The sequence below is a fragment of the Actinomadura bangladeshensis genome (assembly GCF_004348335.1).
In the GTDB taxonomy this organism is placed as follows: Bacteria; Actinomycetota; Actinomycetes; order Streptosporangiales; family Streptosporangiaceae; genus Spirillospora; species Spirillospora bangladeshensis.
The window spans coordinates 19,014-41,918 of the sequence record NZ_SMJW01000040.1; the positions used below are offsets into that span (position 1 = coordinate 19,014).

The following is a 22,905-nucleotide window of genomic DNA, read 5'->3' on the forward strand; positions in this document are numbered from 1 at the left end:
CTGGCCCCGGCACGCCCGGCCGGTGTCTTCCGTGTCTTCCGGCAGTTCGTCCTCTGCCGGTCCTCATGGACTCGTCTCTCTTCGATGACAGGAACACTACCCGCTTCCCGGTTGAAAAACTACCTTGGCCGCTACAGAGTTTCGTAGATCACACTGCCGGTTCTCTGCGTCGGCGGCGAGTGCTCCGGCCGCGCAGGCAACCGCGCTGCTTCACCGTGCCGGGAACTCCGATCGTCCCCGGGAGGTACAGGGCTGCGGGTGGGCCGGCGGGAGGAGCCGGCGCCGGCCGGCCCGTCGGTCGCCGCTGAACCGGGCCGCTGTGTTTTCACAGGACAGTACGCAAGTGCCCAACTTTCGCGCCGAAGACTGGCACACAGTACGTAGCGGAAGCGGTCCGGCTCGCGGCAGAATTACCTTGATGCCGAGATACTTGGCGCCGTCCGCTCGTCCACGTCCGGACTGGCGGGCAGGCGCCCCCGGCAACCCGGCGCGATGGCCCGTACTGCGCGCTCACATCGCTGATGTGCGGGAGATAGGTGGTTGTCATGATCGTTGGAATCCTCAAGGAGGACGCGCCCGGCGAGCGGCGGGTGGCGGTGACGCCGGACACCGTTACTCGACTGCAGAAGCTCGGGTACGAGGTGATCGTCGAGTCCGGCGCCGGAGCCGGCGCGGGCTTCCCCGACGACCGGTACGAGGCCGCGGGTGCCGCCATCGGCGACGCGGAGGCCGCGGACGTGGTGCTGGGGGTCGCCCCGCCCTCACCCGGGCGACTGGACGCCCTGCGACCGGGCGCCACGCTGATCGGCCTGCTGAGCCCCCGGTTCAGACCGGACCTGGTGGAGGACCTCGCCGAGCGTCCCATCACGGCACTGTCCCTGGACGCGGTGCCGCGGATCTCCCGGGCGCAGTCGTTCGACGTGCTCTCCTCGATGGCCAATATCGCCGGGTACCGGGCGGTGATCGAGGCCGCGCACGAGTTCGGGCGGTTCTTCACGGGTCAGGTGACCGCGGCGGGCAAGGTGCCGCCGGCGAAGGTGCTGGTCGCGGGGGCCGGTGTCGCCGGGCTCGCGGCGATCGGCGCGGCCGGCAGCCTGGGCGCGATCGTCCGGGCCACCGACCCGCGGCCGGAGGTCGCCGACCAGGTGCGCTCGCTCGGCGGCGACTACCTCGCCGTCGCCGAGCCCGAGCCGGACGACGCTCCGGGCACCGGCTACGCCAAGGAGATGTCGGACGACTACAACGTCCGCGCCGCCGCGCTGTACGCCGAGCAGTGCCGTGACGTCGACATCGTCGTCACCACCGCGCTCATCCCCGGGAAGCCCGCGCCGAAGCTGATCACCGCAGAGATGGTGGCGGCGATGCGGCCGGGTTCGGTGATCGTCGACATGGCCGCGGCCAACGGCGGCAACGTCGAGGGGACGGTGCCCGGCGAGCGGGTGGTCACCGGGAACGGCGTGATCATCCTCGGCTACACCGACCTGGCCGGACGGCTGCCCGCGCAGGCGTCCCAGATGTACGGCACCAACCTGGTCAACCTGATACAGCTGATGACCCCGCAGCGGGACGGCGAACTCGTCCTGGACTTCGACGACGTCGTGCAGCGCTCGATGACCGTCGTCCGCGAGGGGGAGCTCACCTGGCCGCCGCCCCCGGTGGCGGTGTCGGCGGCACCGGCGGCCGTCCAACCGGTGCGGTCCGAGGCCGGGGCGGACGAGCCGGCCCGCAGTACGAGACCGGTGCCGCGCCGGCTCGGAGCCGCCATCGCGGCCGCCGGGGTGTTCGGCCTGATCGCGGTCTCGCCGGCGGTGCTGCAGGTGCATCTGACCGTGTTCGCGCTGGCCATCGTGATCGGCTACTACGTGATCGGGAACGTGCACCACGCACTGCACACCCCGCTGATGTCGGTGACCAACGCGATCTCCGGGATCATCGTGGTCGGAGCACTGGTGCAGATCGGCACGGGAAGCGCTGCGATCACCGTCCTCTCACTCGCGGCGATCCTGCTCGCGAGCATCAACGTCTTCGGCGGATTCGCGGTCACCCGCCGCATGCTCGCCATGTTCATCAGGAGCTAGGAAATGACGGTCGCAACCGCGGCGACCGCGGCGTACATCGTCGCGGCGCTGCTCTTCATCCGCGCGCTGGCCGGGCTCTCACGGCACGAATCCGCGCGCCTGGGCAACACCTACGGCATGCTCGGCATGGCCGTGGCGCTCGTCGCCACCATCGCCCTCACCATCGACGACGGCATCGGCCTCCCCGCATTCGGACTGCTCGTGGCCGCGGTCGCGGTCGGCGCGCTGATCGGACTGCAGCGGGCCAGGTCGGTGGAGATGACCGCGATGCCCGAGCTCATCGCGCTACTGCACAGCTTCGTCGGGCTGGCCGCGGTCCTAGTCGGCTGGAGCGGCTACCTGCACGTCGAGCACCACCCGGAGGGGACGGAGGCGGCGGCGCTCGCCCGCGAGGGCATGCTCGGCATCCACAGCGCCGAGGTCTTCATCGGCGTCCTCGTCGGCGGCGTCACCTTCACCGGCTCGGTCGTGGCCTACGGCAAGCTGTCGGGCAGGTTGAAGTCCGCGCCGCTGATGCTGCCGGGCAAGAACCTGCTCAACGTCGCGGCGCTCGTCGTGTTCGCCGTGCTCACCGCCGCCTTCGTCGTCGAGCCCCGGCCGTGGCAGCTCGTCGCGGTCACCGCGGTGGCGCTGCTGCTCGGCTGGCATCTGGTCGCGTCCATCGGCGGCGGCGACATGCCGGTGGTGGTGTCCATGCTGAACAGCTACTCCGGCTGGGCGGCCGCCGCGTCCGGGTTCCTGCTCGGCAACGACCTCCTGATCATCGTGGGCGCGCTGGTGGGCTCCTCCGGCGCCTACCTGTCGGCCATCATGTGCAAGGCGATGAACCGCTCGTTCCTGTCGGTCATCGCCGGCGGATTCGGCCTCGAGGCGCCCGCCGCGTCCGGTGCCGAGCACGGACGGCACCGGGAGATCAGCGCCGCGGAGGCCGCCGAAGCGCTCACCGCGGCCTCCTCGGTGATCATCGTGCCCGGCTACGGCATGGCCGTCGCGCAGGCCCAGGTCCCCGTCGCCGCGCTGACCGCGCGGCTGCGCGACCTCGGCGCCCAGGTCAGATTCGGCATCCACCCGGTCGCCGGCCGCCTTCCCGGCCACATGAACGTGCTGCTCGCCGAGGCCAAGGTGCCCTACGACCTGGTGCTGGAGATGGACGAGATCAACGACGACTTCGGCTCCACCGACGTGGTCCTGGTGATCGGCGCCAACGACATCGTCAACCCGGCCGCCGAAGAGGACCCGGCGAGCCCCATCGCCGGCATGCCCGTCCTCGAGGTCTGGAACGCCCGGCGGGTCATCGTGTTCAAACGCTCCATGGCCACGGGATACGCCGGCGTCCAGAACCCGCTCTTCTTCCGCGACAACACCCGCATGCTCTTCGGCGACGCAAAGGAGCAGGTCGACGGCATCCTCCGTGCCCTCGAACACCTCACCCCCGTCGCCTGACCCGAGACCGCCACACGACCCTGAACTTCATACAGGACACCCCACCGGTCGGCACCTGGAAACCTCAGCGAACGAACTGACGCCGAGTCGGCGGGCAAGCCCTCTGCTCGGCCGGCTGCTCAGCCAGTGGCGAGGGGCGTCTTGGTGAGGCGGATGGTGCCGTCCTCGCCGGGGCGGGGGGCCGGCCGGTATCCCTCGCTCTGGTAGAGCGCGATGTTGTTCCGGCTGCCCGCTCCCGTGGACAGCACGATGTGGCGGCAGGCCGGGTCGGCGGCGGCCTCCGCCTCACGGAGCAGCCAGCGTCCCAGGCCGCGCCCGCGCAGATCGGGGACGACGCCGAGCCGTCCCACGTGCCATTCGGCGTCGTCGCGGCGGGTGCGCACCATGCCGAGGAGCCGGCCGTCGCGCCATAGCCCGATCGCGTGCCAGTCCGCGAGCCAGTCGCGTACCTGCTCCACGGACTCGTGCAGCGCGGGGACGGTCAGGGGGTCGTTGGCGAGGGCCTCCTCCACCCAGCAGCACCGTTGCAGGACGGTCACCTCGGGGGCGTCGTCCGGCGTCAATCGCCGCAGGTAGGATCCCGGTTCGGGGCCGGCCGGCGAGGTGGGCCGCGCCCGCTCCCGCATCGACCGGAGCGCGTGCGCGACCCGGACCAGTTCGTCCAGGACGGCGATCGCGGCCTCGCCGGCAGCGGCGGCGGGGCGCACTTGCCCGTCGCGCACGACGTCGGCGATGCGCAGCGCGACCGTGGATCCCAGCGGTACCAGGCGCAGCGTGGTCACCACTTGTTTGGCGTGCTGCACGGCCCTCGTGCCCGCCGAGGTGTTGCCGTAGCTGATGAAACCGACCGGTTTCCACGCCCACTCGCCGGAGAGGTAGTCCAGCGCGTTCTTCAAGGACGCCGGCATCCCGTAGTTGTACTCCGGCGTCACGACGATGAGGCCGTCCACGGCGTCCACGATCGCGCTCCACCTGCGCGTGTGCTCGTGGCGGTACACGCCCGCGGACGGATGCTCCTCCTCGTCGAGGAACGGGAGGTCGAGGTCGGCGAGGGCCAGCGGCACCAGTTCGGCGCCGAGTTCGGCGGCGCGGGGCGTGATCGTCCGGGTCAGCCATGCTCCCACCGCGGGGCCGAGGGCGCCGGGGCGGGTGCTGCACACCAGTACGAGGATGCGAGCCCGTTTCGTTGACATGTAAACGAAACTAGCGGATAGGTTGTTTACATGTCAATGAAACCCTCGCATGAGCCCGTGCGCTGGCTGACCGCAGACGAGGAACGGGCGTGGCGGGCCTTCCGCCGCATGGTGATCGCCGTCCAGACCGGCACCGCGCGCGACCTGGCCCGCGCCGGCCTCTCCGAGCCCGACTACGAGGTGCTCAGCACGCTGTCGGAACGGCCGGACCACGCCGGCACCCTGCACGGCCAGGCCGCGAAGATGGGCTGGTCGCGCAGCCGCCTGTCCCGGCACGCCTCCCGCATGGAGGCGCGCGGCCTCATCAGCCGCGTGCCCGACCCGGCCGACGGAAGGGGCTGCCTCCTCGTCCTCACCGAACGCGGCCTGGACACCCTGATGGACGCCGCCCCCGCACACGTGGAATCGGTGCGCCACCATTTCATCGATCTTCTGACCCCGGACGACCTCGCCGCCCTGGAGCACATCGCCGCCAAGGTGAAGGCCCCAGACGGACCGCACCGGCCACCCAAGTCCTGACCGCGCCAAGGGCGACAAGTCACTCGTCCAGTTCGCGTACCTGGGAGTCAGCCGCTCCTGTCTGCGGAACTGTGGCCGTGGACTCTGTGCGGGACGACCTGGCTATGCCGCTGGACCCGCGCGGCGCGGGTGCGGGCGGGCGCTGTCGTCCTCGTCATAGTCGAGCTCGTTGATCACCTGGACGACGCCGTAGACGGAGGCCGTGAGGCGTTCGGCGATCGGGATGAGGCTCGCGAGCGGCACGCGGCCCCGCAGGGTCACCACACCCTCGCGCACGCTGACCTCCACCTCTGCGGGGTCGAGCCAGAGACTCTGGATGACGATCTCGTGGGTCACCTCGCTGTGGATCTGCGCGTCCGTTCTCAAGAAGACGCTCAGCAGGTCGGCGCGGCTGACGATGCCCACGAGCCGGCCATCGGGGTCCACGACCGGGAGCCGCTTGAAGCCGTGGCGGCATATGGATCGGGCCGCTTCGGTGACCGTGGTGCCCGCAGTCGTGGTGACGGCGGGTGAACTCATGGCCTTCCCGGCAGTGCGGGCTTCGGCTCGTTCCAGCATGAGGAGATCAGCTTCGGTGACCACGCCGATGACGCGCCTCTCCGCGTCCACAACGGGGGCTCCGCTGATCCCGTGGTCGGCGAGAGTTGCGATGACCTCCTTGATGGAGGCGTCGGACGCTACCGTCACGACGTCGGATGTCATGACCGTTTCCACTGTCGGGCGCTTCATCCGGCTTGGCCCTTCTTCCAAGATCTACCCTTCGTGATCGAGCCTGATCGGACCGTACTACCCGTACCAGAGGATGGAGGTCCCGAAACCCCCGACGAAAGTCCTGCCGATAGCGGCGAAAGCGGGCTTGGAGGGGAACCGGGCGCTGGACAGTGGGGGTGAAGATCAGCAGGCGGGAACGATCGCGACCGGGCACTGCGCGTGATGCAGGACCCCGTGGCTGACGGAACCGAGTTGGGGCGAGCTCCAGCGCCAGTCGTGGGCACCGACCACGAGCAACCGGGCCGTGCGCGAGGCCTTGGACAAAGCGGCCACTGGGTGTTCCAAGACGATGTCGACGACTACGTCGACTTCGCGGTGGCGACGTCGAAGTGGCCGGCAGGCGGCCATGACCTCCTTCCTCAACTCCGCCTCGATCTGCTCGGCATCGGCGTAACCGGCCGCGATGAAGGTCGCGAGCGTCTGCCACGCGTGGACAACACGGAGTCGGGCATGGTGGGACTCGGCGGCGTCGAAGGCGTAGTCGAGGATCGCGCCGACGTCGCGCACCGGGTCGACGCCCACGAGGATGTCACCGTCGTCGAAGGCGCCCTCGCGCACGATCACCACCGGGATGGTGGACCGCTCGGCCATGCGCAGGCTCGTGGAGCCCAGCGCCAACCCGGCGAAACCGCCCTGGCCGCGACTTCCCAGTACGAGCTCGAACGCCTCCTCCGACTGCGCGCTCAGAGCCCTCCAAGGCTCCCCGCTCGCCAGAGTGGTCGTCGTTGCAAGGCCCGGCCACCGCTCCTGGACGTGTTCGACGGCGGCCCCCAAGAGCATTCTGCCTGCACGGGCCATGGACGCGGCGGCCTCGTCTCGTGCGACGGGCGCTTTCTCGTACGGCCGGCCTCCAACGGTGTGGACGATCTTCAGCGGACGTTCCCGCAAGGTGGCTTCGGCGGCGGCCCAGTCGAGGGCGCGTGCCGACCCATCGGACCCATCGGTGCCGGCGACGATCGGTGCGGACAACGGGATCCCCCATTTCAATCTTCGTGGCGACCGGCAAGCCTGAGCCGCGAGATCCGCACACTCTTCGCCGCTCGGCTGATCTTCCTTCCCCGTTGGCCCGCAGCGTCGTCGGCGCGTCCGCTACCGGTGTTGCGAAGGAACGATCACCGCCCGCCCGGTGAGCTCTCCATTCTGCATCTGCCGGTAGGCGTCCATGGCCTCTTCCAGCGGGAACTGGACGATGTCGGGTCGCAGCAGCCCGCGCGCGGCCAGATTGAGGACCTCGACGAGTTCGGGCCTGGTGCCCCAGTAGGTCGTCTGGAGGGATACCTCGTAGGGAACGGAGAAGAAGGACAGCGGCAGGGTGCCCCCACCGAGGCCGACGATGGTCACGTCCCCGAGCGTCCGGGCGGCGGCCGCCGCCATGGCGAGGGTCGCGTCCGCGCCGACAAAGTCCAGAACCACGTCCGCGCCGTGCTCACCGGTCGAGTCGCGGATGCTCGCGGCCGTGCCGTCGTTGGACGGGAGGGCCAGGTCGGCGCCGTTCTTCAGCGCGAGATCGAGGGCTTCGGTGCGCGTGTCAACGGCGATGACCGTCGCGGCGGTGGTGGCCTTGAGGATCTGGATGGCCAGGTGCCCCAGCCCGCCGGTGCCGATCACGACGGCGGTCGCGCCGGGCGGCAGTTTCGGCCAGGAACGGCGGATGGCGTGGTAAGGCGTGAGGCCGGCGTCGGTGAGCGGCGCCGCGCTCGCCGGGTCCAGTCCGTCGGGCAGCGGGACGAGGAGGCGGGCGTCGGGAACGAGCATGTACTCGGACATGCCGCCATCGAGGCCGAGGCCGCCACCGCCGGACGGCACGGGGGCGTTCGCCGGGTCCTCGCAGTAGTTCTCCGCGCCGAGGCGGCAGCGCGCGCACGTCCCACAGCCCCACGGTCCGTAGACCGCGACGGGCTGCCCGACCTGGAGCCCGGACACGCCGTCACCGAGTGCCACCACCCACCCGGCGTTCTCATGCCCCAGGGTGAACGGAGGTCCCCAGGGGAGCAGCCCGCCCTCGAACTCGTGCATCAGGTGCAGGTCGGAGTGGCATGCCCCTGCGCCGCCGACCCGGATGACGACCTGCCCGGGGCCGGGCTCGGGATCCGGGACGTCGATCAACACTGGATCGGACTTCCATTCCCGCAGTCGCAATGCTCGCATCGTCCTTCTCCTTCCCCTCGCTTACCAGCGAATACTTCGCACACCGTGTGCGCAACGGACGAAGGTCCCATCCGGACCCCGGGATGAGTCGGAGTGCACGTGCCCCCTTACTCGGCCCGCATGCCGGACTGCGGGGTAAAGGAGGCCGGCCGACGACGCCGCGATGGTGATCTAAGCGCCGTCAGAGGCGGGCGGCGACGTGGTCGGCGAGGTCGGCGAGACGGCACGTGTAGCCCCACTCGTTGTCATACCAGCCGAACACCTTCACCAGATCGCCGCTGGACTGGGTGAGGGGGGCGTCGAAGACGCAGGAGGCCGGGTCGCCGATCACGTCGCGGGACACGATCGGGTGCGTGTTGTACCGGATGATTCCGGCGAGCGGGCCGTCGGCGGCCCGTTCGAAGGCCGCGTTGATCTCGTCGGCGGTCGCCGGGCGGTCGAGCAGGCAGGCGAGATCGACCAGGGATCCGTCCTCGACGGGCACGCGCAGGGCCATGCCGTCGAACCGTCCATGCAACTCGGGGATCACCGCGCCCACGGAGCGGGCGGCGCCCGTGCTGGTGGGGATCATGTTCACGGCAGCGGACCGCGCGCGGTGCAGGTCTTTGTGCGGTGAGTCGAGAAGGTTCTGGTCGTTGGTGTAGCCGTGGATGGTGGTCATGTAGCCCTTGGCCACCCCGAACGTGTCGTGCAGCACTTTGGCCATGGGGGCGACGCAGTTGGTCGTGCAGGACGCGTTGGAGATGACGGTGTGCCGCTCCGGGTCGTAGACGTGCTCGTTGACCCCCATCACGAGCGTGGCATCGGCGTCCTTGCCGGGGGCGGAGAGGATGACCTTGCGGGCGCCGGACTTCAGGTGCGCGGCGGCGTCCTCGCGCCGCCGGAACCGGCCGGTGGACTCGATCACGATCTCGGCACCGGCCGCGCCCCAGTCGAGGTCGGCGGGATCGCGGTGGGCGGTGACCGGGATGCGGTGGCCGTCGACGATCAGCGCCGCGTCGTCGTGCTCGACCGTCCGGCCGAGCCGGCCATAGGTGGAGTCGTACATCAGCAGATGCGCGAGCGTGGCGGTGTCGGTGACGTCGTTGATGGCGGCGACCTCACGACCGCGCTCCAGCGCCAGACGCAGGTAATTGCGTCCGATGCGCCCGAAGCCATTGATTCCTACCGGGGCGGGCATCTCGTCTCCCAAGGGTTGGCCGGTGCCGGCTCAAGGACTCTCCCCGGCCGGCATGGTTCCGCGACCCCTCCAGGCTCGGTGGAACCGAGTGGGCGACGCCAGGGACCTTCGTCGCGGTGTGCGTCCGCGGAGCGGCCCGGGAGAAGAGACCTTCGGCCCTGGACGCGCCCTAAGGCGCGCCGCGATGGTGAGCGATGACCATCGTGCAGGGCGCATGGTGGACCAGGTGCTGGCTGACCGAGCCCAGCACCAGACCGCGGACTCCGCCGGCGCCGCGCGATCCGACGACCAGCATCCTCGCGTCCCGGGCGGCCTCCAGCAGTACGTCGCGGGGTTTGCCGGGACTCGTTCCCACCCGGCATCGCACCGATGGGTGGTCGGCACCGAGCCTGTCGATCTCCAGGTCGAGTCCGGGTCCCGCCGGGTCGTCGTCACAGCCCGTGCCCGGTAGAAGGGCGCGCAGGACGACGAGCGGGGCGTTGTGCAGTTCGGCTTCCGCATAGGCGATCTCGAGCGCCCGCCGTGCCAGATCGGAACCGTCGAACCCGGCCACGATGGGCGTTCCCGGCCGATGCGCGAGGGGAGGTCGTGCGATCACGACGGGGCACAGGGCGTGCGCGGCGACACCGGCGCTCACCGAGCCCAGTACGCGGCCGATGGCGCCGTGCCCGCGTGAACCGACGACGAGCAGGTCCGCCTGCGAGCTCGCGTGCCTCAGCTCGGTCACCGGGAACCCTCGCAGGAGCAAGGGGTGCACGGGGATCCCGTGTTCCCAGCGGCGGGCCATGGCGACGGCGTCACCAATGATGCGGCTCTCCCCGCTGCGGAACAGGCCGGCGGTCAGGTCGTCGATGCCCGCGTCCCATGGCGGACTCCAAACGCCGCAGACGGTGACGGCGCAGTGCCGCAGCCGTGCCTCGGCGAGCGCCCATCCCAGCGCGAAGCGTGCGTCATCGGAGTCGTCATAGCCGACGAGCAGGCCGGGCTCTCTCCAAGGCCTGGTGTCATGGTCAGCTCTCATCGTGCGGCCGCCGTTCCTGCCGGGTCGGATGCCCTTCCAGGACCCAATGTCTCCGCTGCCGGCCCCTCCCTCCACCCCCGTTGGTCCGGCCGGACCGGGGACCAACGTCCCCAAAGGACGGGATGACCTAGGTCCCGGAGGGAAAGGGACCTATCTCCCTACAGTTCGACGGCCATGGCGACGACGGTCGCAGTAGGTGGTGCCCGGTCGTCACCGCATGGCCGGGGCGCTAGACCCGTGGAGGCCGATATGAACGGTCGTGAGATCCCGGTCCGGGTGGACGGTCGGCTGGATGAGCCGCTGTCGCGATGGCTGTGGCTGCTGAAGTGGCTGCTGCTGATTCCGCACTACATCGTGCTGTTCTTCCTCGGGATCGCGTTCGCGGTGCTGACCGTGGTCGCGTTCTTCGCGATCCTGTTCACAGGCCGCTATCCCCGGTCGGTCTTCGAGTTCAATCTCGGTGTTCTGCGCTGGGTGTGGCGGGTGGCCTTCTACGGGTACGGCGCGCTGGCGACCGACCAGTACCCGCCCTTCACGTTGAAGGACGTCCCCGACTATCCGGCCCGCCTGGACATCGACTACCCGGAGCGGTTGTCGCGGGGGCTGGTGCTGGTGAAGTGGTGGCTGCTGGCGATCCCGCACTACCTCGTCATCGCCCTGTTCACCGGCGGAGGCATCGGCTTCGGCTCAGACGATGGCAGCCGGAACGTCCCCGGCCTGGTCGGGGTGCTGGTCCTGATCGCGGCCGTCGCGCTGCTGTTCACCACGCGTTACCTGCGCGGTGTCTTCGGCTTCGTCATGGGCATGAACCGCTGGACGCTGCGGGTGGCCGCCTACGCCTTTCTGATGACCGACCGGTACCCGCCGTTCCGGCTCGACATGGGCGGAGCGGAGCCGGCGACGCACACCGAGATGGCCGGGCAGGGACGCTAGCGCCCGTGTCCCGGGACGTTGGCCACTGCCGGTGCCGTGCCGGCGGGTTCGACTCTGGAGTTCCAGCCGAATCGATGGAGGAGGCGCATCATGCGAGCGCTGGTGTACCACGGCCCTGGGAACAAGGCGTGGGAGGAAGTGCCCAAGCCGCGGATCGTCGAGGACGGCGACGCGATCGTGCGCGTCGACGCGGTGACCATCTGCGGGACGGATCTGCACATTCTCAAGGGCGATGTCCCGGCGGTGACCGACGGGCGGATCCTGGGGCATGAGGCGGTCGGGACGGTCGAGGCGGTCGGCGCGGGTGTGCGGACGGTCAAGCCGGGCGATCAGGTGCTGGTGTCGTGCATCACCGCCTGCGGAACCTGCCGGTTCTGCCGGGAGGGCCGCTACGGGCTGTGCGTGGGCGGTGGCGGGTGGATCCTCGGGCACAAGATCGACGGGACGCAGGCGGAGTACGTGCGGGTGCCGTTCGCCGACACCTCGGTCCATCCGCTCCCGGGCGGGGTGCCCGCCCAGGATGTGCTGATGCTGGCCGACATCCTGCCGACGGGGTACGAGGTCGGTGTCCTCAACGGCGCCGTGCGCCCGGGGGATGTGGTCGCGGTCGTGGGCGCCGGCCCGATCGGGCTGTCGGCGATCATGGGAGCGCGGCTGTTCAGCCCCAGCCGGGTCATCGCGATCGACCTGGCCGACAGCCGCCTGGAGGCGGCCAAGCGGTTCGGCGCCGATGTGACGGTCAACAACTCCCGGCAGGATCCGCTCGCGGCCGTCGGTGAGCTCACCGGCGGGCTGGGCGCGGACGTGGCGATCGAGGCCGTCGGCGTGCCCGCGACCTTCGAGGCGGCGGTGGCGCTGGCCCGGCCGGGCGGGCGGATCGCCAACATCGGTGTGCACGGCGGCCCGGCCACCCTGCACCTGGAAGAGCAGTGGATCCGCGGTATCACGATCACCACGGGGCTGGTGGACACCTACTCCACGCCCACCCTGCTGCGGCTGGTCGCCGGCGGTCAGCTCGACGCCGGACGGTTCATCACCCACCACTTCCCGATGGAGGAGTTCATCAAGGCCTACGACGTCTTCGGCGACGCCGCCGACACCGGCGCGCTCAAGGTCGTCCTGACCCGCTGATTCAACGATGGGACCTGCGGTCATCCCCGTGGTGGCCGCAGTTCCCCGCCTCCGCCCCGGGACGACGGCGGCTGCCGGGGTGGGAGCGGGTGCAAGGGCAGCCCTTGAAGGTGTGAAAGGAGGCGTTGATCATGTCCAATCCGATCGTCGTCGGCGCCGACGGCTCGGCCCCGTCCGAGCACGCGGTGGCCTGGGCGGCCGACGAGGCGGCCCGGTACAAGAGCGACCTGAGAATCGTCCACGCCATCGAGAAATGGCCGTTCGACGTGCCGCTGACCCTCGCGCCCGGGGAGGCGGGCTCGCTGTCCCGCACGGGCGGCGAGGTGCTCGCGGGTGCCGAGCGCATCGCCCACGCCCGCCGGCCCGAGGTGCAGGTGGGCGTCGAACTGGCGTCCGGACGGACCGTCCAGGTGCTGGCCGAGCACTCCAGGGAGTCGTTCGAGCTGGTGGTGGGGCACCGCGGCCTCGGCGGCTTCGCCGGGCTCCTGCTGGGGTCGGTCGGGCTCGGAGTCGTCCGCAACGCCGTGTCCCCGGTGGTGCTCGTACGCGGCGAACCGGCGGCGGGGCGGGGCGAGATCGCCGTGGGCATCGGCCTCGGAGACGATTCCGCGGCCCTGGAGTACGCCTTCCGGGCCGCCGCGGCGCGCAACGCCAGGCTCCGGATCGTGCACGCCTGGCCGTTCCCCGAAGCGCTGGACGAGCCCGGCGCGGGAGCCGACCTGCGGCGCATCGAGGAGCGGGCGCGGTGGCGCGTCATCGAGGCGCACGCCCCGATGCGCAAGCTCCACCCGGGTGTGGACGTCGTCGAGGACATCGTCCAGGACAATCCCGCCGCCGCCCTCGTCACCGCGTCCCGCGACGTCGACCTCGTGATCGCCGGCACGCACCCGCGCACGGGCCTGCCGGTGGCGCGCAGCCACGCGGTGACGCACGCGCTCATCCACCACGCGCACTGCCCGGTCGCAGTGGTCTCCTGTCCCACCGGGGTGTGAGGCCGACGTGCCGATGGCTCCGGCCTGTGCTCCGGCCTGAACCGGGCGCGAACGAGAACGGAGGGCATCGAACCGAGTTCTCGATGCGATGCCCTCCGCCCGCCGGTCTCACTTCTCGACGGTGATCCGCTTGGCCTCGGCCTTGGCGGCCTTGGGCATCGGCACCCGGACGGTGAGGATGCCCTTGTCGTAGGACGCCTTGATGGCGTCGATCTCGGTGGCGGCCGGGAGGGTGAAGGACCTGGTGAAGGAGCCGTAGTGGAACTCCGACCGGTGGCCCTCCTTCTTCTCCTCGTGGCGCTCGGCGTGGATGCGCAGGACACCTCCGGTGACGGTGATCTCGACGTCCTTGTCGGGGTCGATGCCCGGCAGCTCGGCGCGGATGACGTGGTCGCCCTCGTCGATGTAGTTCTCGACCCGCATGGCCTGGCCGGTCCCGGTGCGGAACACGGTGAACGGCGACTCGATCCAGTCGAACAGTTCGGGGAAGATGCCGCGCGTTTCGCGCCGCTCCAGTGCGCTCATGATGCCTCCCTCGGCTCGGATCTGAGCGGCACCCACGGGTGAGGGGCGTGGTCGGCATCCGGATGCTTGCGCTCCTCATCGGTGGCATGCACCTTCATGTTTCCGCCGGACGCGGATCGCCCCCACGGCCATGAGTCACCCGCGGCCGGGACCAAAGTCATCTCGGGTCGTGCCCCAGCGGGGTCAGGCGGCGGGTGGTGCCGTCCTGCCGTACTGGAGCGAGCTCTCCCACGATGCGCCCGGGGGGATCTGGACGTCCTCGTCCGCGTAGCGGATGCGGATGGGGGAGGCGGCGCCGGGCCGGAGTGCCACGCGGACCAGGTCCTGCCGGCAGGTCAGGTCGATGCCCCAGTGGCCCCGGTAGCGGAGGCCGAGGCGGAGTTCGCTGATCGCCGAGGGCAGCCGCGGCTCCAGGTGCAGGGTGCCGCCGCGGGTGGTGATCCCGGCGTGGCAGCGCTGGACGAGGTCGACGGTCCCGGCCATGGCGCCCAGGTGGACGCCTTCGGGGGTGGTGCCGTGCTGGGCGTCGGTGATGTCGCTGAACAACGATTCCAGGAAGATCCGCCAGGCCTCGTCCCCGTCGGTGTGGGCGACGATCCAGGCGTGGACCAGTGAGCTGAGCGTGGAGCCGTCGCAGGTGCGCGGCAGGTAGTAGTCGATGGTCTTGGCGGCGAGGCCGGGGCCGTGCCCGTAGCCGAGCCGGCGCAGGATGTCGTCGAGTTCGCTGGGGGACAGGACGTAGAAGAGCATCAGCACGTCGGCCTGTTTGGACGCCTTGTAGCGGTTGGTGGAGTCGCCCTCGGCTTCCAGGATGCGGTCCAGCCTGCGGATGTCGCCGTACCGCTCCCGGTAGCCGGCCCAGTCGAGCTCCTCCAGGTCGGCGTAGCCGTCGAACTGGCTGATCACGCCGTCGTGGAACGGAACGTACATCTTGTGTGCGACGTCCTCGAAGCGGGTGATCTCCTCGCGGGTGAGGGCGAGGCGCTCTCGCAGTTCCACGCGGCGGTCTTCGGGCAGCAGGGCGAGCGCGTCGAGCGCCCGGCGCAGCACCCAGACGGTGAGGACGTTGGTGTAGGCGTTGTCGTCCAGGCCGGGCTCGTCGCGTCCGGGGTGGGCGTCGTGGTATTCGTCGGGGCCCATGACGCCGCGGATCCGGTACCGGTCGGTGGAGCGGTCGTAGACGGCCAGGTCGGCGAAGAACCGGGCGATCTCCAGCATGGTCTCGGTGCCGTATTCGGCGAGGAACTCGGCGTCCCCTGTCGCCTCGTAGTAGCGCCACACGTTGTGGGCGATGGTCAGCCCGACATGGCGCTGCAGGTGGGAGTGGTCGGGCAGCCACCGGCCCGAGCGCGGGTTGAGGTGGATGCGCTGGGTCTCCTCGCCTCCGTCGGCCGCGCTCTGCCACGGGTACATCGCGCCGCGGTGGCCCGCCCCGGCCGCCGCGCGGCGCGCCGCGGGCAGGCGCCGCCACCGGTACATCAGCAGCGCGCGGGCGATCCCGGGGAACCGCATGGTCAGGAACGGCAGGATGAACAGTTCGTCCCAGAAGACGTGGCCGCGGTAGGCCTCGCCGTGCAGGCCGCGGGCGGGGACGCCGACGTCGAGGTCGACGATGTGCTCCGACACCGTCTGCAGCAGATGGAAGATGTGCAGGTTGAGAACGCGCTGCACGTCGACGTGGTCGACGCTCAGCTGGCAGCGCCGCCACAGCCGGGACCACGCCAGCGTGTGCCTTTCCAGCAGGGCGTCGAAGTCACCGGCGTCGGCGGCCGCGGACAGGGCCGCCCGGCCGTGCTCTTCGATGGCGCGGTCGCGGGAGGTGAACACGGCGGCGACCTTCTCGATCGTGACCGGCACACCCTCGCGGACGTGCATGGTGAGGTCCTGGCCCGTCCAGCCTTCTTCGGCGCGGTGGGCGCGTTCGACCGGAGCCGACGCCCGGGTGCGGGCCGCCACGGCGACACCGATCCTGGATGTGACGGTCGAAGCGCGCAGCAGGAGCAGTTCGGGGTCGCTCTGCGGGGTGCTCTCCTCGTGTGCCAGGTGCGCACCGGGCAGGTTCCGGTACCGCTCCACTCCGGAGTTGGTGACGCGTCCGTCCACCGCCGACTCGATCTGGATCGGGCCGCTCCAGTCCTCGGCCACGAGGGTGGTCTCCAGCGCGGCCAGGTGGGGATCGTCCATGGACACGATCCGGCGCTGGGCCACCCGTGTCGTCCGCCCCTGTGCGTCGCGCACCCGGACCAGGCGGGTCAGCACGCCGCGCCGCAGATCGAGTTCCTGCCGGTACGACAGCAGGCGCCCGTTCCGCTGGGCGCGGTCCGGGTCGAACCAGGCGCCGTCGGCGGCGCGGAAGGTCAGCGGCAGCCAGTTCGGCATGTTGACCAGGTCGGCGTTGTCGGTGTGCCGCCCGTCCATCTCCGCCGGCAGCCGGTCGTAGCAGCCCGCGATGTAGGTCCCCGGATAGTGGACGCCGTCGGCGGACGTCTCGGCGGCGGCGCCCCGGGTGGCGACGTAGCCGTTGCCCAAGGTGCACAGGGCTTCCCGCAGCCCCTCGGCTTCAGGGGCGTAGTCGTCATAGGACAGGATCCACCGCTCCATGGTGACCTCTCGCAGTTTCCAGGGCCGTCCGCAGGGCATTCCCGGCACCGTCACGTTCTCACCGGCCGTCCCCTCCCGGGCAGTGCCGGACGACCTGCCCGCCCCGGGACGTTGGGCCCCTCCGAGGTGTGTGCGGCCTGCCAAGACTGGAACTGCGTCCATGGCCTGAGAAAGGGGGCGGGCGGATGACCGCGCTGACACGGACCCAGCGGCCGAACATCCTGTTCGGCTATGACGGGACCGAGGAGAACGAGCCCGCGCTGTCCTGGGCGGCCGAGGAGTCCCGGCTCCGTGAACTCGACCTGATCGTGTGCCACTGCTGGCATTGGCCCTATCCACCGGGATACGCGGACGCCGGTGTCGAGGCGACCGTCCAGCGAGCCGGTGAGAACCTGCTGCGCGAAGGCGCCCGGCGAGCCCGCGACCTGGGAGCGGGAGGCAAAGTCTCCACGCTGCTCAGACGCGAACCCGTCACCGAGACACTCGTCCACGAGTCCGACGACGCGGAGCTGATCGTCGTCGGCTCCCACGAGCGGTACCAGCTGCTCGACGGGTCCACCGCGGTGCAACTGCCGGCGCGGACGCGGCGCCCGGTGATCGCCGTCCGCGGCGCCGGCGGACGGCGCGGGCTCATCGTGGCCGGCGTCGACGGATCAGCCGGTGCGGACGCGGCTCTGGGCTTCGCGATCGAGGAGGCCGCCCTCCGCGGCTCCGACCTGCGCGTGGTCTACGGGGCCTGGGAACCCGGGGCCGTCCCCGAGGCCGACCTGCCCCTGTTCACCGACAAGAGCAAGCTCTTCGAGACGCGCGCCGCCATGCTGGACAAGGCCGTCCAGCCTTGGAGGCAGCGCTACCCGACGGTCGCCGTGCGGGTATCACTGCTCTTGGAGCGTCCTCGCGAGGCCCTGCTGGCGGCGGCCGCGGAAGCCGATCTGCTGGTGGTGGGCGATCGCGGCACCGGAAGCCTGGATCCGCTGCTGCTGGGCGCGACGAGCTCGACCATGCTGCACCACGCTCCGTGCGCGGTGGCGATCGTCCCGCAGCCGCGGCAAGTCACCTGACAACGCGGTCCGTCCCCCACGACCCGGCGATTCGCAGGCCGGGGTCGCCTCAGCGCCTCACTCGCGCCGCCTCCCGGGGCGGGCCGAGTCGGCCTTGAGCTTGGCGGCGAGGGCGGCGGCCTGGGTGCGGCGGCTCATGCCGAGCTTGGCGAAGATGTTGGAGATGTAGTTCTTGACGGTCTTCTCGGCCAGGAAGAGGCGCTCGCCGATCTGCCGGTTGGTCAGCCCTTCGCCGATGAGGTCGAAGATGTGGCGCTCCTGCTCGGTCAGGCCCTTGAGCGGGTCCTGCTTGTCCTGGCGGTCGCGCAGCCGCTGCAGCATGCGGGCGGTGGAGCGGGGGTCGAGCAGGGACTGGCCGGTGGCGACGGTGCGGACGGCGCCGACCAGGTCCGAGCCGTGGATCTGCTTGAGGACGTATCCGGCGGCGCCGGCCATGACGGCCTCGAACAGGGCGTCCTCGTCGTCGAAGGAGGTCAGCATCAGGCAGGCCAGGTCGGGCATCTGGGAGCGGAGTTCGCGGCAGACGCCGACCCCGTCGCCGTCGGGCAGCCGGACGTCCAGTACCGCCACGTCGGGGCGGGCGGCGGGGATGCGGGCCAGCGCGTGCTCGGCGGTGCCGGCCTCCCCGACGATCTCGATGTCGTCCTCGGCCGACAGCAGTGCGGCCACCCCGCGGCGGACGACCTCGTGGTCGTCCAGCAGGAACACCCGGATGGACCCGGTGGCTTCAGGGCTCGGGCTGGTCATCCCATCATTCCCATCTCGCTGGTGCTTTGTTGGACATTACCCGGTCGGCAGGAGGGTCGCGAGGGCGAAGATTTGCGCGGTCGCCTGGGTTCCCGGCCGACTGGGCGCAGGGGGCCGTCGTCGCAACAGACCTTCGTCCCTGCAGGTCGCCCGGCATACGGGGCATGAATGGGAACAGCAGGCCTGGGAGGGAGTGACCAATGCAATACGGCAATGCGGTAGATCCGTCCGAACAAGTATCGGCGGATGTCAGAGCGGCCATCGAGGACGCGGTGTGGGCCCCCTCGGTGCACAACACGCAGCCGTGGCGCTTCGGGGTGCGGGGGGCCCGGATCAGCCTGAGCGCGGATATCGACCGCCGTCTCGATGTCGCGGACCCGGACGGCCGCGAGATGCTGATCAGCTGCGGTGCGGCGCTGTACACCCTGAGGAGTTCGCTGCGTGCGCTCGGGTACGAGCCGCGTGTGCGGCTGCTGCCCGATCCCGATCGGCCGCATCTTCTGGCGGATGTCCATCTGGAGCCGGGGGAGCGGCCGGATCAGCGGGATTTGGGCGAGCATGCGCAGGTGCGGCGGCGTCGTACCCATCGGGGCGGGTTCGGTTCCGATCCGGTGCCCGCCGGGGTTCTGTCGGCCATGCGGCATGACGCCGAGCGTGAGGGGGCTCGGCTGGTCGAGGCGGTGGACGTTCATGTCAAGGGGGCGTTGGCGGCTCTGACCGAGGCGGCCGAGCATGTGCAGGAGCGCACGCCGGCCTATGCGGCGGAGATCGCCCGTTGGGCGCCCTCGCCCCGGACCTCCCGGGCGGACGGTGTCCAGGAGGCCGCCTACCCGCGGCAGGTCCCGCAGACCAGGCCGCACTTCCCGGCCCGGGACTTCGCTCGCGGCCACGGCTGGGGCGCGCAGACCGCACAGGACGGGAAAACGGTGCAGGCCGGGTCGACGTTGCTGCTGGTCTCAGACGGCGATGGGCCCGCCGACTGGCTGCGCGCGGGGCAGGCGCTCCAGCGTGCGCTGCTGAGGGCCACAGAGGGCGGCCTGTCGGCGGCCTTCCACACCCAGGCCCTCGAAGTCCCCGAACTGCGCGTGTTCATCCGCGACCGGTTCTGCGGCGGTTCGTACCCGCAGATGTTGCTGAGACTCGGCATCGCCGCCGGTGAGGACCTCGGATCGGTTCGCCGCCCTGTCGAAGAGGTCATGATCGAAGAACCCTGACCGGGTGAGCGGGCCCCATGGGTCGCGGAGCTGACATCGCGGGAGGCATTGGGAATACTGGGCCTATGGCGGGCGAGTCTCAGGCGGGCGGAGATCGGGCGAGGCTGGTTCTCCCGCAGCTGCAACTCGATGATCTGCTGACCGAGTTGCAGTCGCGGCTGGAGGCGGCGCGGGCGACGCGTGACCGGGTGCATGCGTTGCTGGAGGCCGTGGTCTCGATCGGCAGCGAGCTGGATCTGGAGTCGGTGCTGCGGCGGATCACCGAGGCGGCGACGACTCTGGTGGACGCCCGCTACGGCGCCCTGGGCGTGATCGCTGAGGAGGGGGAGCGGCTCGTCCAGTTCATCACGGTGGGGGTGGGAGAGGACGAGATCGAGGCGATCGGGCACTGGCCGCACGGGCGCGGCATCCTGGGTCTGCTGATCCGTGAGCCGCGCGGGATCCGGCTCGCGGATCTGGGCGGGCATCCCGATTCGGTGGGGTTCCCGGCGAACCATCCGCCGATGCGCAGGTTCCTGGGGGTGCCGATCCGGGTGCGGGACGAGGTGTTCGGGAACCTGTACCTGACCGAGAAGGCCGGCGGCGGGGAGTTCGAGGACGACGACGAGGTCGTGGTGACCGCCCTGGCCACGGCCGCGGGCGTCGCCATCGAGAACGCGCGCCTCTACCAGGAGACGCGGCGCCGGGAGCGGTGGCTGCAGGCGTCCACGGAGATCTCCACGGCGCTGCTGTCGGGTACTGATCCGCACGAGGTGACCGCGCTGGTGGCGCAGCGCGCCGGTGAGATCACCGATGCCGGGCTTGCGGCGGTGGCGCTGCTGGAGGAGGGCGGCGCGGAGTTCGTGGTGGAGGCCGCGCACGGCGAGGGCGCCGAACGGCTCGCCGGGTTGCGGGTGCCGCGGGACCACCCGGTGGCCGGGGCGGTGTTCCACGAGGGGGTCGCGCAGCGGCTGCCGGATGGGGGCGAGGCGGCCCGGAAGGCGGAGGTGCCGCCGCGGGTGCCGGTGGGGCCGCTGCTGGTGGTGCCGCTGGGGCTCGGGTCGTCGGCGCTGGGGGTGCTGTCGGTGGTCAATCCGCCGGGCGGGCCGGTGTTCTCGGAGGCGTCGCAGCGGCTGCTGGAGGCGTTCGCGGGGCAGGCGGCGGTGGCGCTGGAGCTGGCCCACCGGCGCCGTGACACCGAGCGGCTGGCGCTGCTGGAGGACCGCGACCGGATCGCCAAGGATCTGCACGACACGGTCATCCAGCGGTTGTTCGCCACGGCGATGACGTTGATGGCGGCGATCAAGATCACGCAGAAGCGGGAGGTCGCGGTCCGGATCCAGCGGGCGGTGGACGATCTGGACGACACCATGCGCCAGATCCGTTCGACGATTTTCGCGTTGCAGGCGCCGGCCGATACCGAGTCGCTGCGCAGCCGTGTGCATGCTCTGGTCGACGACGCGGCCGAGCAGTTGGGGTTCGCTCCGTCGGTGCGGCTGGACGGTCTGCTGGACACCGCGGTCGAGGACGATATCGGTGAGCATCTGCAGGCCGTCGTCCGCGAGGCCCTGTCCAACGTCGCCCGGCATGCCCGCGCGTCCCAGGTCATGGTGGCGATCGATGTGAACGACGATCTGCTGCTGCGCGTGGAGGACGACGGTGTCGGCATTCCCGGGGAGGGGCGCCGCAGCGGCCTGCGCAACATGGCCGAGAGGGCCGAGAAGCTGGGCGGCTCCTTCGCCGCCGGTCCCCGCCCGGACGGCGGCACGATCCTCACCTGGCGGGCACCGCTCAAGCAGGTCTGACCGCGGTCCGCGGCGGATCGACCCTCAGTCCCGGAAGCGCCGGTCGCGGGACGTTGGTCCCTGTGATCATGGACCGAACGGTCCTATGGCCGAGGTGCCGGGGGGAGTTGAGTGAGGAGTGCAGAAACCGGCGATGTGATGGAGGGTGAGACGGCGATGGCAGTCTCCGAGCACAAGACGCACACGGGACGCGGCACCCTGATCCGGGTGGTGGCTCCCAAGCCGCTGACCGAGACGCCCGCCGCCCGCTACATCTGGGCCGCGGCCCGGCTGGCGCTGGGCTGGATCTTCGCGTGGGCGTTCGTGGACAAGCTGTTCGGGCTGGGCCACGAGACTCCGGCGGGCAAGGGCTGGCTGGACGGCGGCAGCCCGACCGAGGGGTTCCTGGCGCACGCGCCCAAGGGCCCGTTCGCGGGGTTCTACAACGACCTGGCCGGGGCCGCGTGGGCGGACTGGCTGTTCATGATCGGGCTGGCCGGGGTCGGCGCGGCGCTGATCCTGGGCATCGGGATGCGGGTCGCGGCCGCCGGCGGCGCGGCGCTGCTGGTCCTGATGTGGACCGCGGTCCTGCCCCCGGAGAACAACCTGTTCATGGACGACCACATCGTCTACGCGCTCCTGATCGTCGGGCTGGCCCTGGTCAGCGCCGGCGACACCCTGGGCCTCGGCCGCTGGTGGGCAGGCACTGGCCTGGTCAAGCGGTTCCCCATCCTCAAGTAGCCGACCGCGCTCCCAGCAGGGCGTCCGCCTCGCGGCGGGCGCCCTGTTGCGCGCCGTCACCGCTTGGGAAGACCGCCAGAGCAGGGAAATCCTGCAAATCGAGGGAAGGCCCTTGTCCATGACGTCTGGTCTCCGTCGGAAGGACCAATGGCTCTTACCTGCGGAGCAGCGCACCGCCGAGGCTGGAGCCAAGGCGTAAAAGTCCGAGCTAGGGGGATGACGCGATGAGCGAGATGTTGGTCGTTCATCAGGACGATGACGCTTTCGCCGTGCTCGTCCGCGATCACGTGCTCCATGTGGACCAGCCGTACTCTGCCGGCGGGATGGACGGTGGGCTCACACCGGTCGAGCTCTTCGTCGCGTCGCTCGCGGCTTGCGCGGCGCACTCCGCGCGGAGGCACCTGGTACGGCACTGCCTTCCCGCGGAGGGGCTGGAGGTCACCGCTGACTTCGCCATGAACGGAGACGTTCCGGCCCGGGTGTCGCAGATCGTCCTGTGGCTGCGTCCCCGCATCCCGGTCCCGGATGAGGCCGTTGACGGCTTGCGCAGGGCCGTGGAGATGTGCGCGGTGCGCAACTCGATCTTCAATGCGCCGCGAATCGGCGTACACGTCGAAACTGCGAGCAAGGCCGCCTGACCCCGAGGCGGAGGTCCCGGTGAAAGGGGTCCTTCGGCTCTGTGGCGGTGGCCTGTCCGGCGGTGGGATGGGGTTCGGGCGAGTTGAGGAGGTATGTGATGAGCGATGTGGTGGTGGGCTATGACGGGTCCGGCGAGAGTGAGCTGGCTTTGCGGTGGGCGGTGGAGGAGGCGCTGTTGCGGCGGTTGCCGCTGACGGTGTGTCAC

Annotated in this window: 21 protein-coding genes; 12 read left to right on the forward strand and 9 right to left on the reverse strand. The window is 70.6% G+C overall.

Features of this window, described 5'->3' with window-relative positions:
- The first annotated feature begins 545 nt into the window (after positions 1-545).
- Entirely contained in the window at positions 546-2,078 is a 1,533-nt protein-coding gene (locus E1284_RS10670) for a Re/Si-specific NAD(P)(+) transhydrogenase subunit alpha (protein WP_131938866.1), read from the forward strand.
- Positions 2,079-2,081: 3 nt separating this feature from the next.
- Entirely contained in the window at positions 2,082-3,521 is a 1,440-nt protein-coding gene (gene pntB, locus E1284_RS10675; RefSeq protein ID WP_131938867.1) for a Re/Si-specific NAD(P)(+) transhydrogenase subunit beta, read from the forward strand.
- A gap of 119 nt (positions 3,522-3,640) precedes the next feature.
- Here pntB and E1284_RS10680 read toward each other — a convergent pair whose 3' ends face one another.
- Entirely contained in the window at positions 3,641-4,714 is a 1,074-nt protein-coding gene (locus E1284_RS10680) for a bifunctional NAD(P)H-dependent oxidoreductase/GNAT family N-acetyltransferase (protein ID WP_131938868.1), read from the reverse strand.
- 30 nt (positions 4,715-4,744) lie between these two features.
- Between E1284_RS10680 and E1284_RS10685 the strand changes: the two genes are divergently transcribed.
- Complete coding sequence (locus E1284_RS10685; RefSeq protein WP_131938869.1) at positions 4,745-5,233, forward strand: MarR family winged helix-turn-helix transcriptional regulator; 489 nt, start codon at positions 4,745-4,747, stop codon at positions 5,231-5,233.
- A gap of 102 nt (positions 5,234-5,335) precedes the next feature.
- Here E1284_RS10685 and E1284_RS10690 read toward each other — a convergent pair whose 3' ends face one another.
- The 5 genes from E1284_RS10690 to E1284_RS10710 form a co-directional block, all read right to left on the reverse strand.
- Positions 5,336-5,935, reverse strand: coding sequence for a BON domain-containing protein (locus E1284_RS10690; protein WP_243714394.1), 600 nt, complete (start codon positions 5,933-5,935; stop codon positions 5,336-5,338).
- A gap of 192 nt (positions 5,936-6,127) precedes the next feature.
- Entirely contained in the window at positions 6,128-6,973 is an 846-nt protein-coding gene (locus tag E1284_RS10695; RefSeq protein WP_165965211.1) for a universal stress protein, read from the reverse strand.
- A 120-nt stretch (positions 6,974-7,093) separates the two neighbouring features.
- Entirely contained in the window at positions 7,094-8,152 is a 1,059-nt protein-coding gene (locus E1284_RS10700) for an NAD(P)-dependent alcohol dehydrogenase (protein WP_131938872.1), read from the reverse strand.
- 181 nt (positions 8,153-8,333) lie between these two features.
- The gene (gene gap, locus E1284_RS10705; protein ID WP_131938873.1) at positions 8,334-9,332 is read right to left on the reverse strand and encodes a type I glyceraldehyde-3-phosphate dehydrogenase; all 999 of its coding nucleotides are present in this window, start codon (positions 9,330-9,332) and stop codon (positions 8,334-8,336) included.
- Positions 9,333-9,501: 169 nt separating this feature from the next.
- Positions 9,502-10,353, reverse strand: coding sequence for a universal stress protein (locus tag E1284_RS10710; protein WP_131938874.1), 852 nt, complete (start codon positions 10,351-10,353; stop codon positions 9,502-9,504).
- A 249-nt stretch (positions 10,354-10,602) separates the two neighbouring features.
- Between E1284_RS10710 and E1284_RS10715 the strand changes: the two genes are divergently transcribed.
- The 3 genes from E1284_RS10715 to E1284_RS10725 all read left to right on the forward strand — a co-directional run bounded on the left by E1284_RS10715 (position 10,603) and on the right by E1284_RS10725 (position 13,409).
- Positions 10,603-11,286, forward strand: coding sequence for a DUF4389 domain-containing protein (locus E1284_RS10715; protein ID WP_131938875.1), 684 nt, complete (start codon positions 10,603-10,605; stop codon positions 11,284-11,286).
- A gap of 90 nt (positions 11,287-11,376) precedes the next feature.
- Entirely contained in the window at positions 11,377-12,417 is a 1,041-nt protein-coding gene (locus tag E1284_RS10720; protein ID WP_131938876.1) for a zinc-dependent alcohol dehydrogenase family protein, read from the forward strand.
- Between the two features lie 131 nt (positions 12,418-12,548).
- Positions 12,549-13,409 carry a universal stress protein gene (locus tag E1284_RS10725; protein WP_131938877.1) on the forward strand — a complete coding sequence of 287 codons (861 nt, stop codon included), beginning with the start codon at positions 12,549-12,551 and terminating at the stop codon, positions 13,407-13,409.
- A gap of 108 nt (positions 13,410-13,517) precedes the next feature.
- On the opposite strand, the gene E1284_RS10730 is transcribed toward E1284_RS10725, so the two are convergent.
- Both E1284_RS10730 and E1284_RS10735 read right to left on the reverse strand, forming a co-directional pair.
- Positions 13,518-13,934 (reverse strand): Hsp20/alpha crystallin family protein, encoded by a 417-nt coding sequence (locus E1284_RS10730; protein ID WP_131938878.1) that lies wholly within the window; start codon positions 13,932-13,934, stop codon positions 13,518-13,520.
- A 183-nt stretch (positions 13,935-14,117) separates the two neighbouring features.
- The gene (locus E1284_RS10735; protein WP_131938879.1) at positions 14,118-16,535 is read right to left on the reverse strand and encodes a glycoside hydrolase family 65 protein; all 2,418 of its coding nucleotides are present in this window, start codon (positions 16,533-16,535) and stop codon (positions 14,118-14,120) included.
- Positions 16,536-16,720: 185 nt separating this feature from the next.
- Here E1284_RS10735 and E1284_RS10740 point away from each other — a divergent pair, with 185 nt between their 5' ends.
- Positions 16,721-17,596, forward strand: a complete 876-nt coding sequence (locus tag E1284_RS10740) for a universal stress protein (RefSeq protein ID WP_131938880.1) — start codon at positions 16,721-16,723, stop codon at positions 17,594-17,596.
- Between the two features lie 57 nt (positions 17,597-17,653).
- Here E1284_RS10740 and E1284_RS10745 read toward each other — a convergent pair whose 3' ends face one another.
- Complete coding sequence (locus E1284_RS10745; protein WP_131938881.1) at positions 17,654-18,343, reverse strand: response regulator transcription factor; 690 nt, start codon at positions 18,341-18,343, stop codon at positions 17,654-17,656.
- 200 nt (positions 18,344-18,543) lie between these two features.
- Between E1284_RS10745 and E1284_RS10750 the strand changes: the two genes are divergently transcribed.
- The 5 genes from E1284_RS10750 to E1284_RS10770 all read left to right on the forward strand — a co-directional run.
- Positions 18,544-19,557, forward strand: a complete 1,014-nt coding sequence (locus tag E1284_RS10750) for an Acg family FMN-binding oxidoreductase (protein WP_165965212.1) — start codon at positions 18,544-18,546, stop codon at positions 19,555-19,557.
- A gap of 65 nt (positions 19,558-19,622) precedes the next feature.
- Positions 19,623-21,341 (forward strand): GAF domain-containing sensor histidine kinase, encoded by a 1,719-nt coding sequence (locus E1284_RS10755; protein ID WP_131938882.1) that lies wholly within the window; start codon positions 19,623-19,625, stop codon positions 21,339-21,341.
- Positions 21,342-21,497: 156 nt separating this feature from the next.
- Positions 21,498-22,061, forward strand: a complete 564-nt coding sequence (locus E1284_RS10760) for a DoxX family membrane protein (protein WP_131938883.1) — start codon at positions 21,498-21,500, stop codon at positions 22,059-22,061.
- A gap of 224 nt (positions 22,062-22,285) precedes the next feature.
- Positions 22,286-22,699, forward strand: coding sequence for an OsmC family protein (locus E1284_RS10765; RefSeq protein ID WP_131938884.1), 414 nt, complete (start codon positions 22,286-22,288; stop codon positions 22,697-22,699).
- 98 nt (positions 22,700-22,797) lie between these two features.
- A partial coding sequence (locus tag E1284_RS10770) for a universal stress protein (RefSeq protein WP_131938885.1) occupies positions 22,798-22,905 on the forward strand: 108 nt, incomplete at its 3' end.

Excerpts from the sequence above, each read along its gene's own strand:
- E1284_RS10670 (WP_131938866.1), top strand. The coding sequence starts at position 546 with ATGATCGTTGGAATCCTCAAGGAGGACGCGCCCGGCGAGCGGCGGGTG.
- pntB (WP_131938867.1), top strand. The coding sequence starts at position 2,082 with ATGACGGTCGCAACCGCGGCGACCGCGGCGTACATCGTCGCGGCGCTG.
- E1284_RS10680 (WP_131938868.1), bottom strand. The coding sequence starts at position 4,714 with ATGTCAACGAAACGGGCTCGCATCCTCGTACTGGTGTGCAGCACCCGC.
- E1284_RS10685 (WP_131938869.1), top strand. The coding sequence starts at position 4,745 with ATGTCAATGAAACCCTCGCATGAGCCCGTGCGCTGGCTGACCGCAGAC.
- E1284_RS10690 (WP_243714394.1), bottom strand. The coding sequence starts at position 5,935 with ATGACATCCGACGTCGTGACGGTAGCGTCCGACGCCTCCATCAAGGAG.
- E1284_RS10700 (WP_131938872.1), bottom strand. The coding sequence starts at position 8,152 with ATGCGAGCATTGCGACTGCGGGAATGGAAGTCCGATCCAGTGTTGATC.
- gap (WP_131938873.1), bottom strand. The coding sequence starts at position 9,332 with ATGCCCGCCCCGGTAGGAATCAATGGCTTCGGGCGCATCGGACGCAAT.
- E1284_RS10710 (WP_131938874.1), bottom strand. The coding sequence starts at position 10,353 with ATGAGAGCTGACCATGACACCAGGCCTTGGAGAGAGCCCGGCCTGCTC.
- E1284_RS10715 (WP_131938875.1), top strand. The coding sequence starts at position 10,603 with ATGAACGGTCGTGAGATCCCGGTCCGGGTGGACGGTCGGCTGGATGAG.
- E1284_RS10720 (WP_131938876.1), top strand. The coding sequence starts at position 11,377 with ATGCGAGCGCTGGTGTACCACGGCCCTGGGAACAAGGCGTGGGAGGAA.
- E1284_RS10725 (WP_131938877.1), top strand. The coding sequence starts at position 12,549 with ATGTCCAATCCGATCGTCGTCGGCGCCGACGGCTCGGCCCCGTCCGAG.
- E1284_RS10730 (WP_131938878.1), bottom strand. The coding sequence starts at position 13,934 with ATGAGCGCACTGGAGCGGCGCGAAACGCGCGGCATCTTCCCCGAACTG.
- E1284_RS10735 (WP_131938879.1), bottom strand. The coding sequence starts at position 16,535 with ATGGAGCGGTGGATCCTGTCCTATGACGACTACGCCCCTGAAGCCGAG.
- E1284_RS10740 (WP_131938880.1), top strand. The coding sequence starts at position 16,721 with ATGACCGCGCTGACACGGACCCAGCGGCCGAACATCCTGTTCGGCTAT.
- E1284_RS10745 (WP_131938881.1), bottom strand. The coding sequence starts at position 18,343 with ATGACCAGCCCGAGCCCTGAAGCCACCGGGTCCATCCGGGTGTTCCTG.
- E1284_RS10750 (WP_165965212.1), top strand. The coding sequence starts at position 18,544 with ATGCAATACGGCAATGCGGTAGATCCGTCCGAACAAGTATCGGCGGAT.
- E1284_RS10755 (WP_131938882.1), top strand. The coding sequence starts at position 19,623 with ATGGCGGGCGAGTCTCAGGCGGGCGGAGATCGGGCGAGGCTGGTTCTC.
- E1284_RS10760 (WP_131938883.1), top strand. The coding sequence starts at position 21,498 with ATGGCAGTCTCCGAGCACAAGACGCACACGGGACGCGGCACCCTGATC.
- E1284_RS10765 (WP_131938884.1), top strand. The coding sequence starts at position 22,286 with ATGAGCGAGATGTTGGTCGTTCATCAGGACGATGACGCTTTCGCCGTG.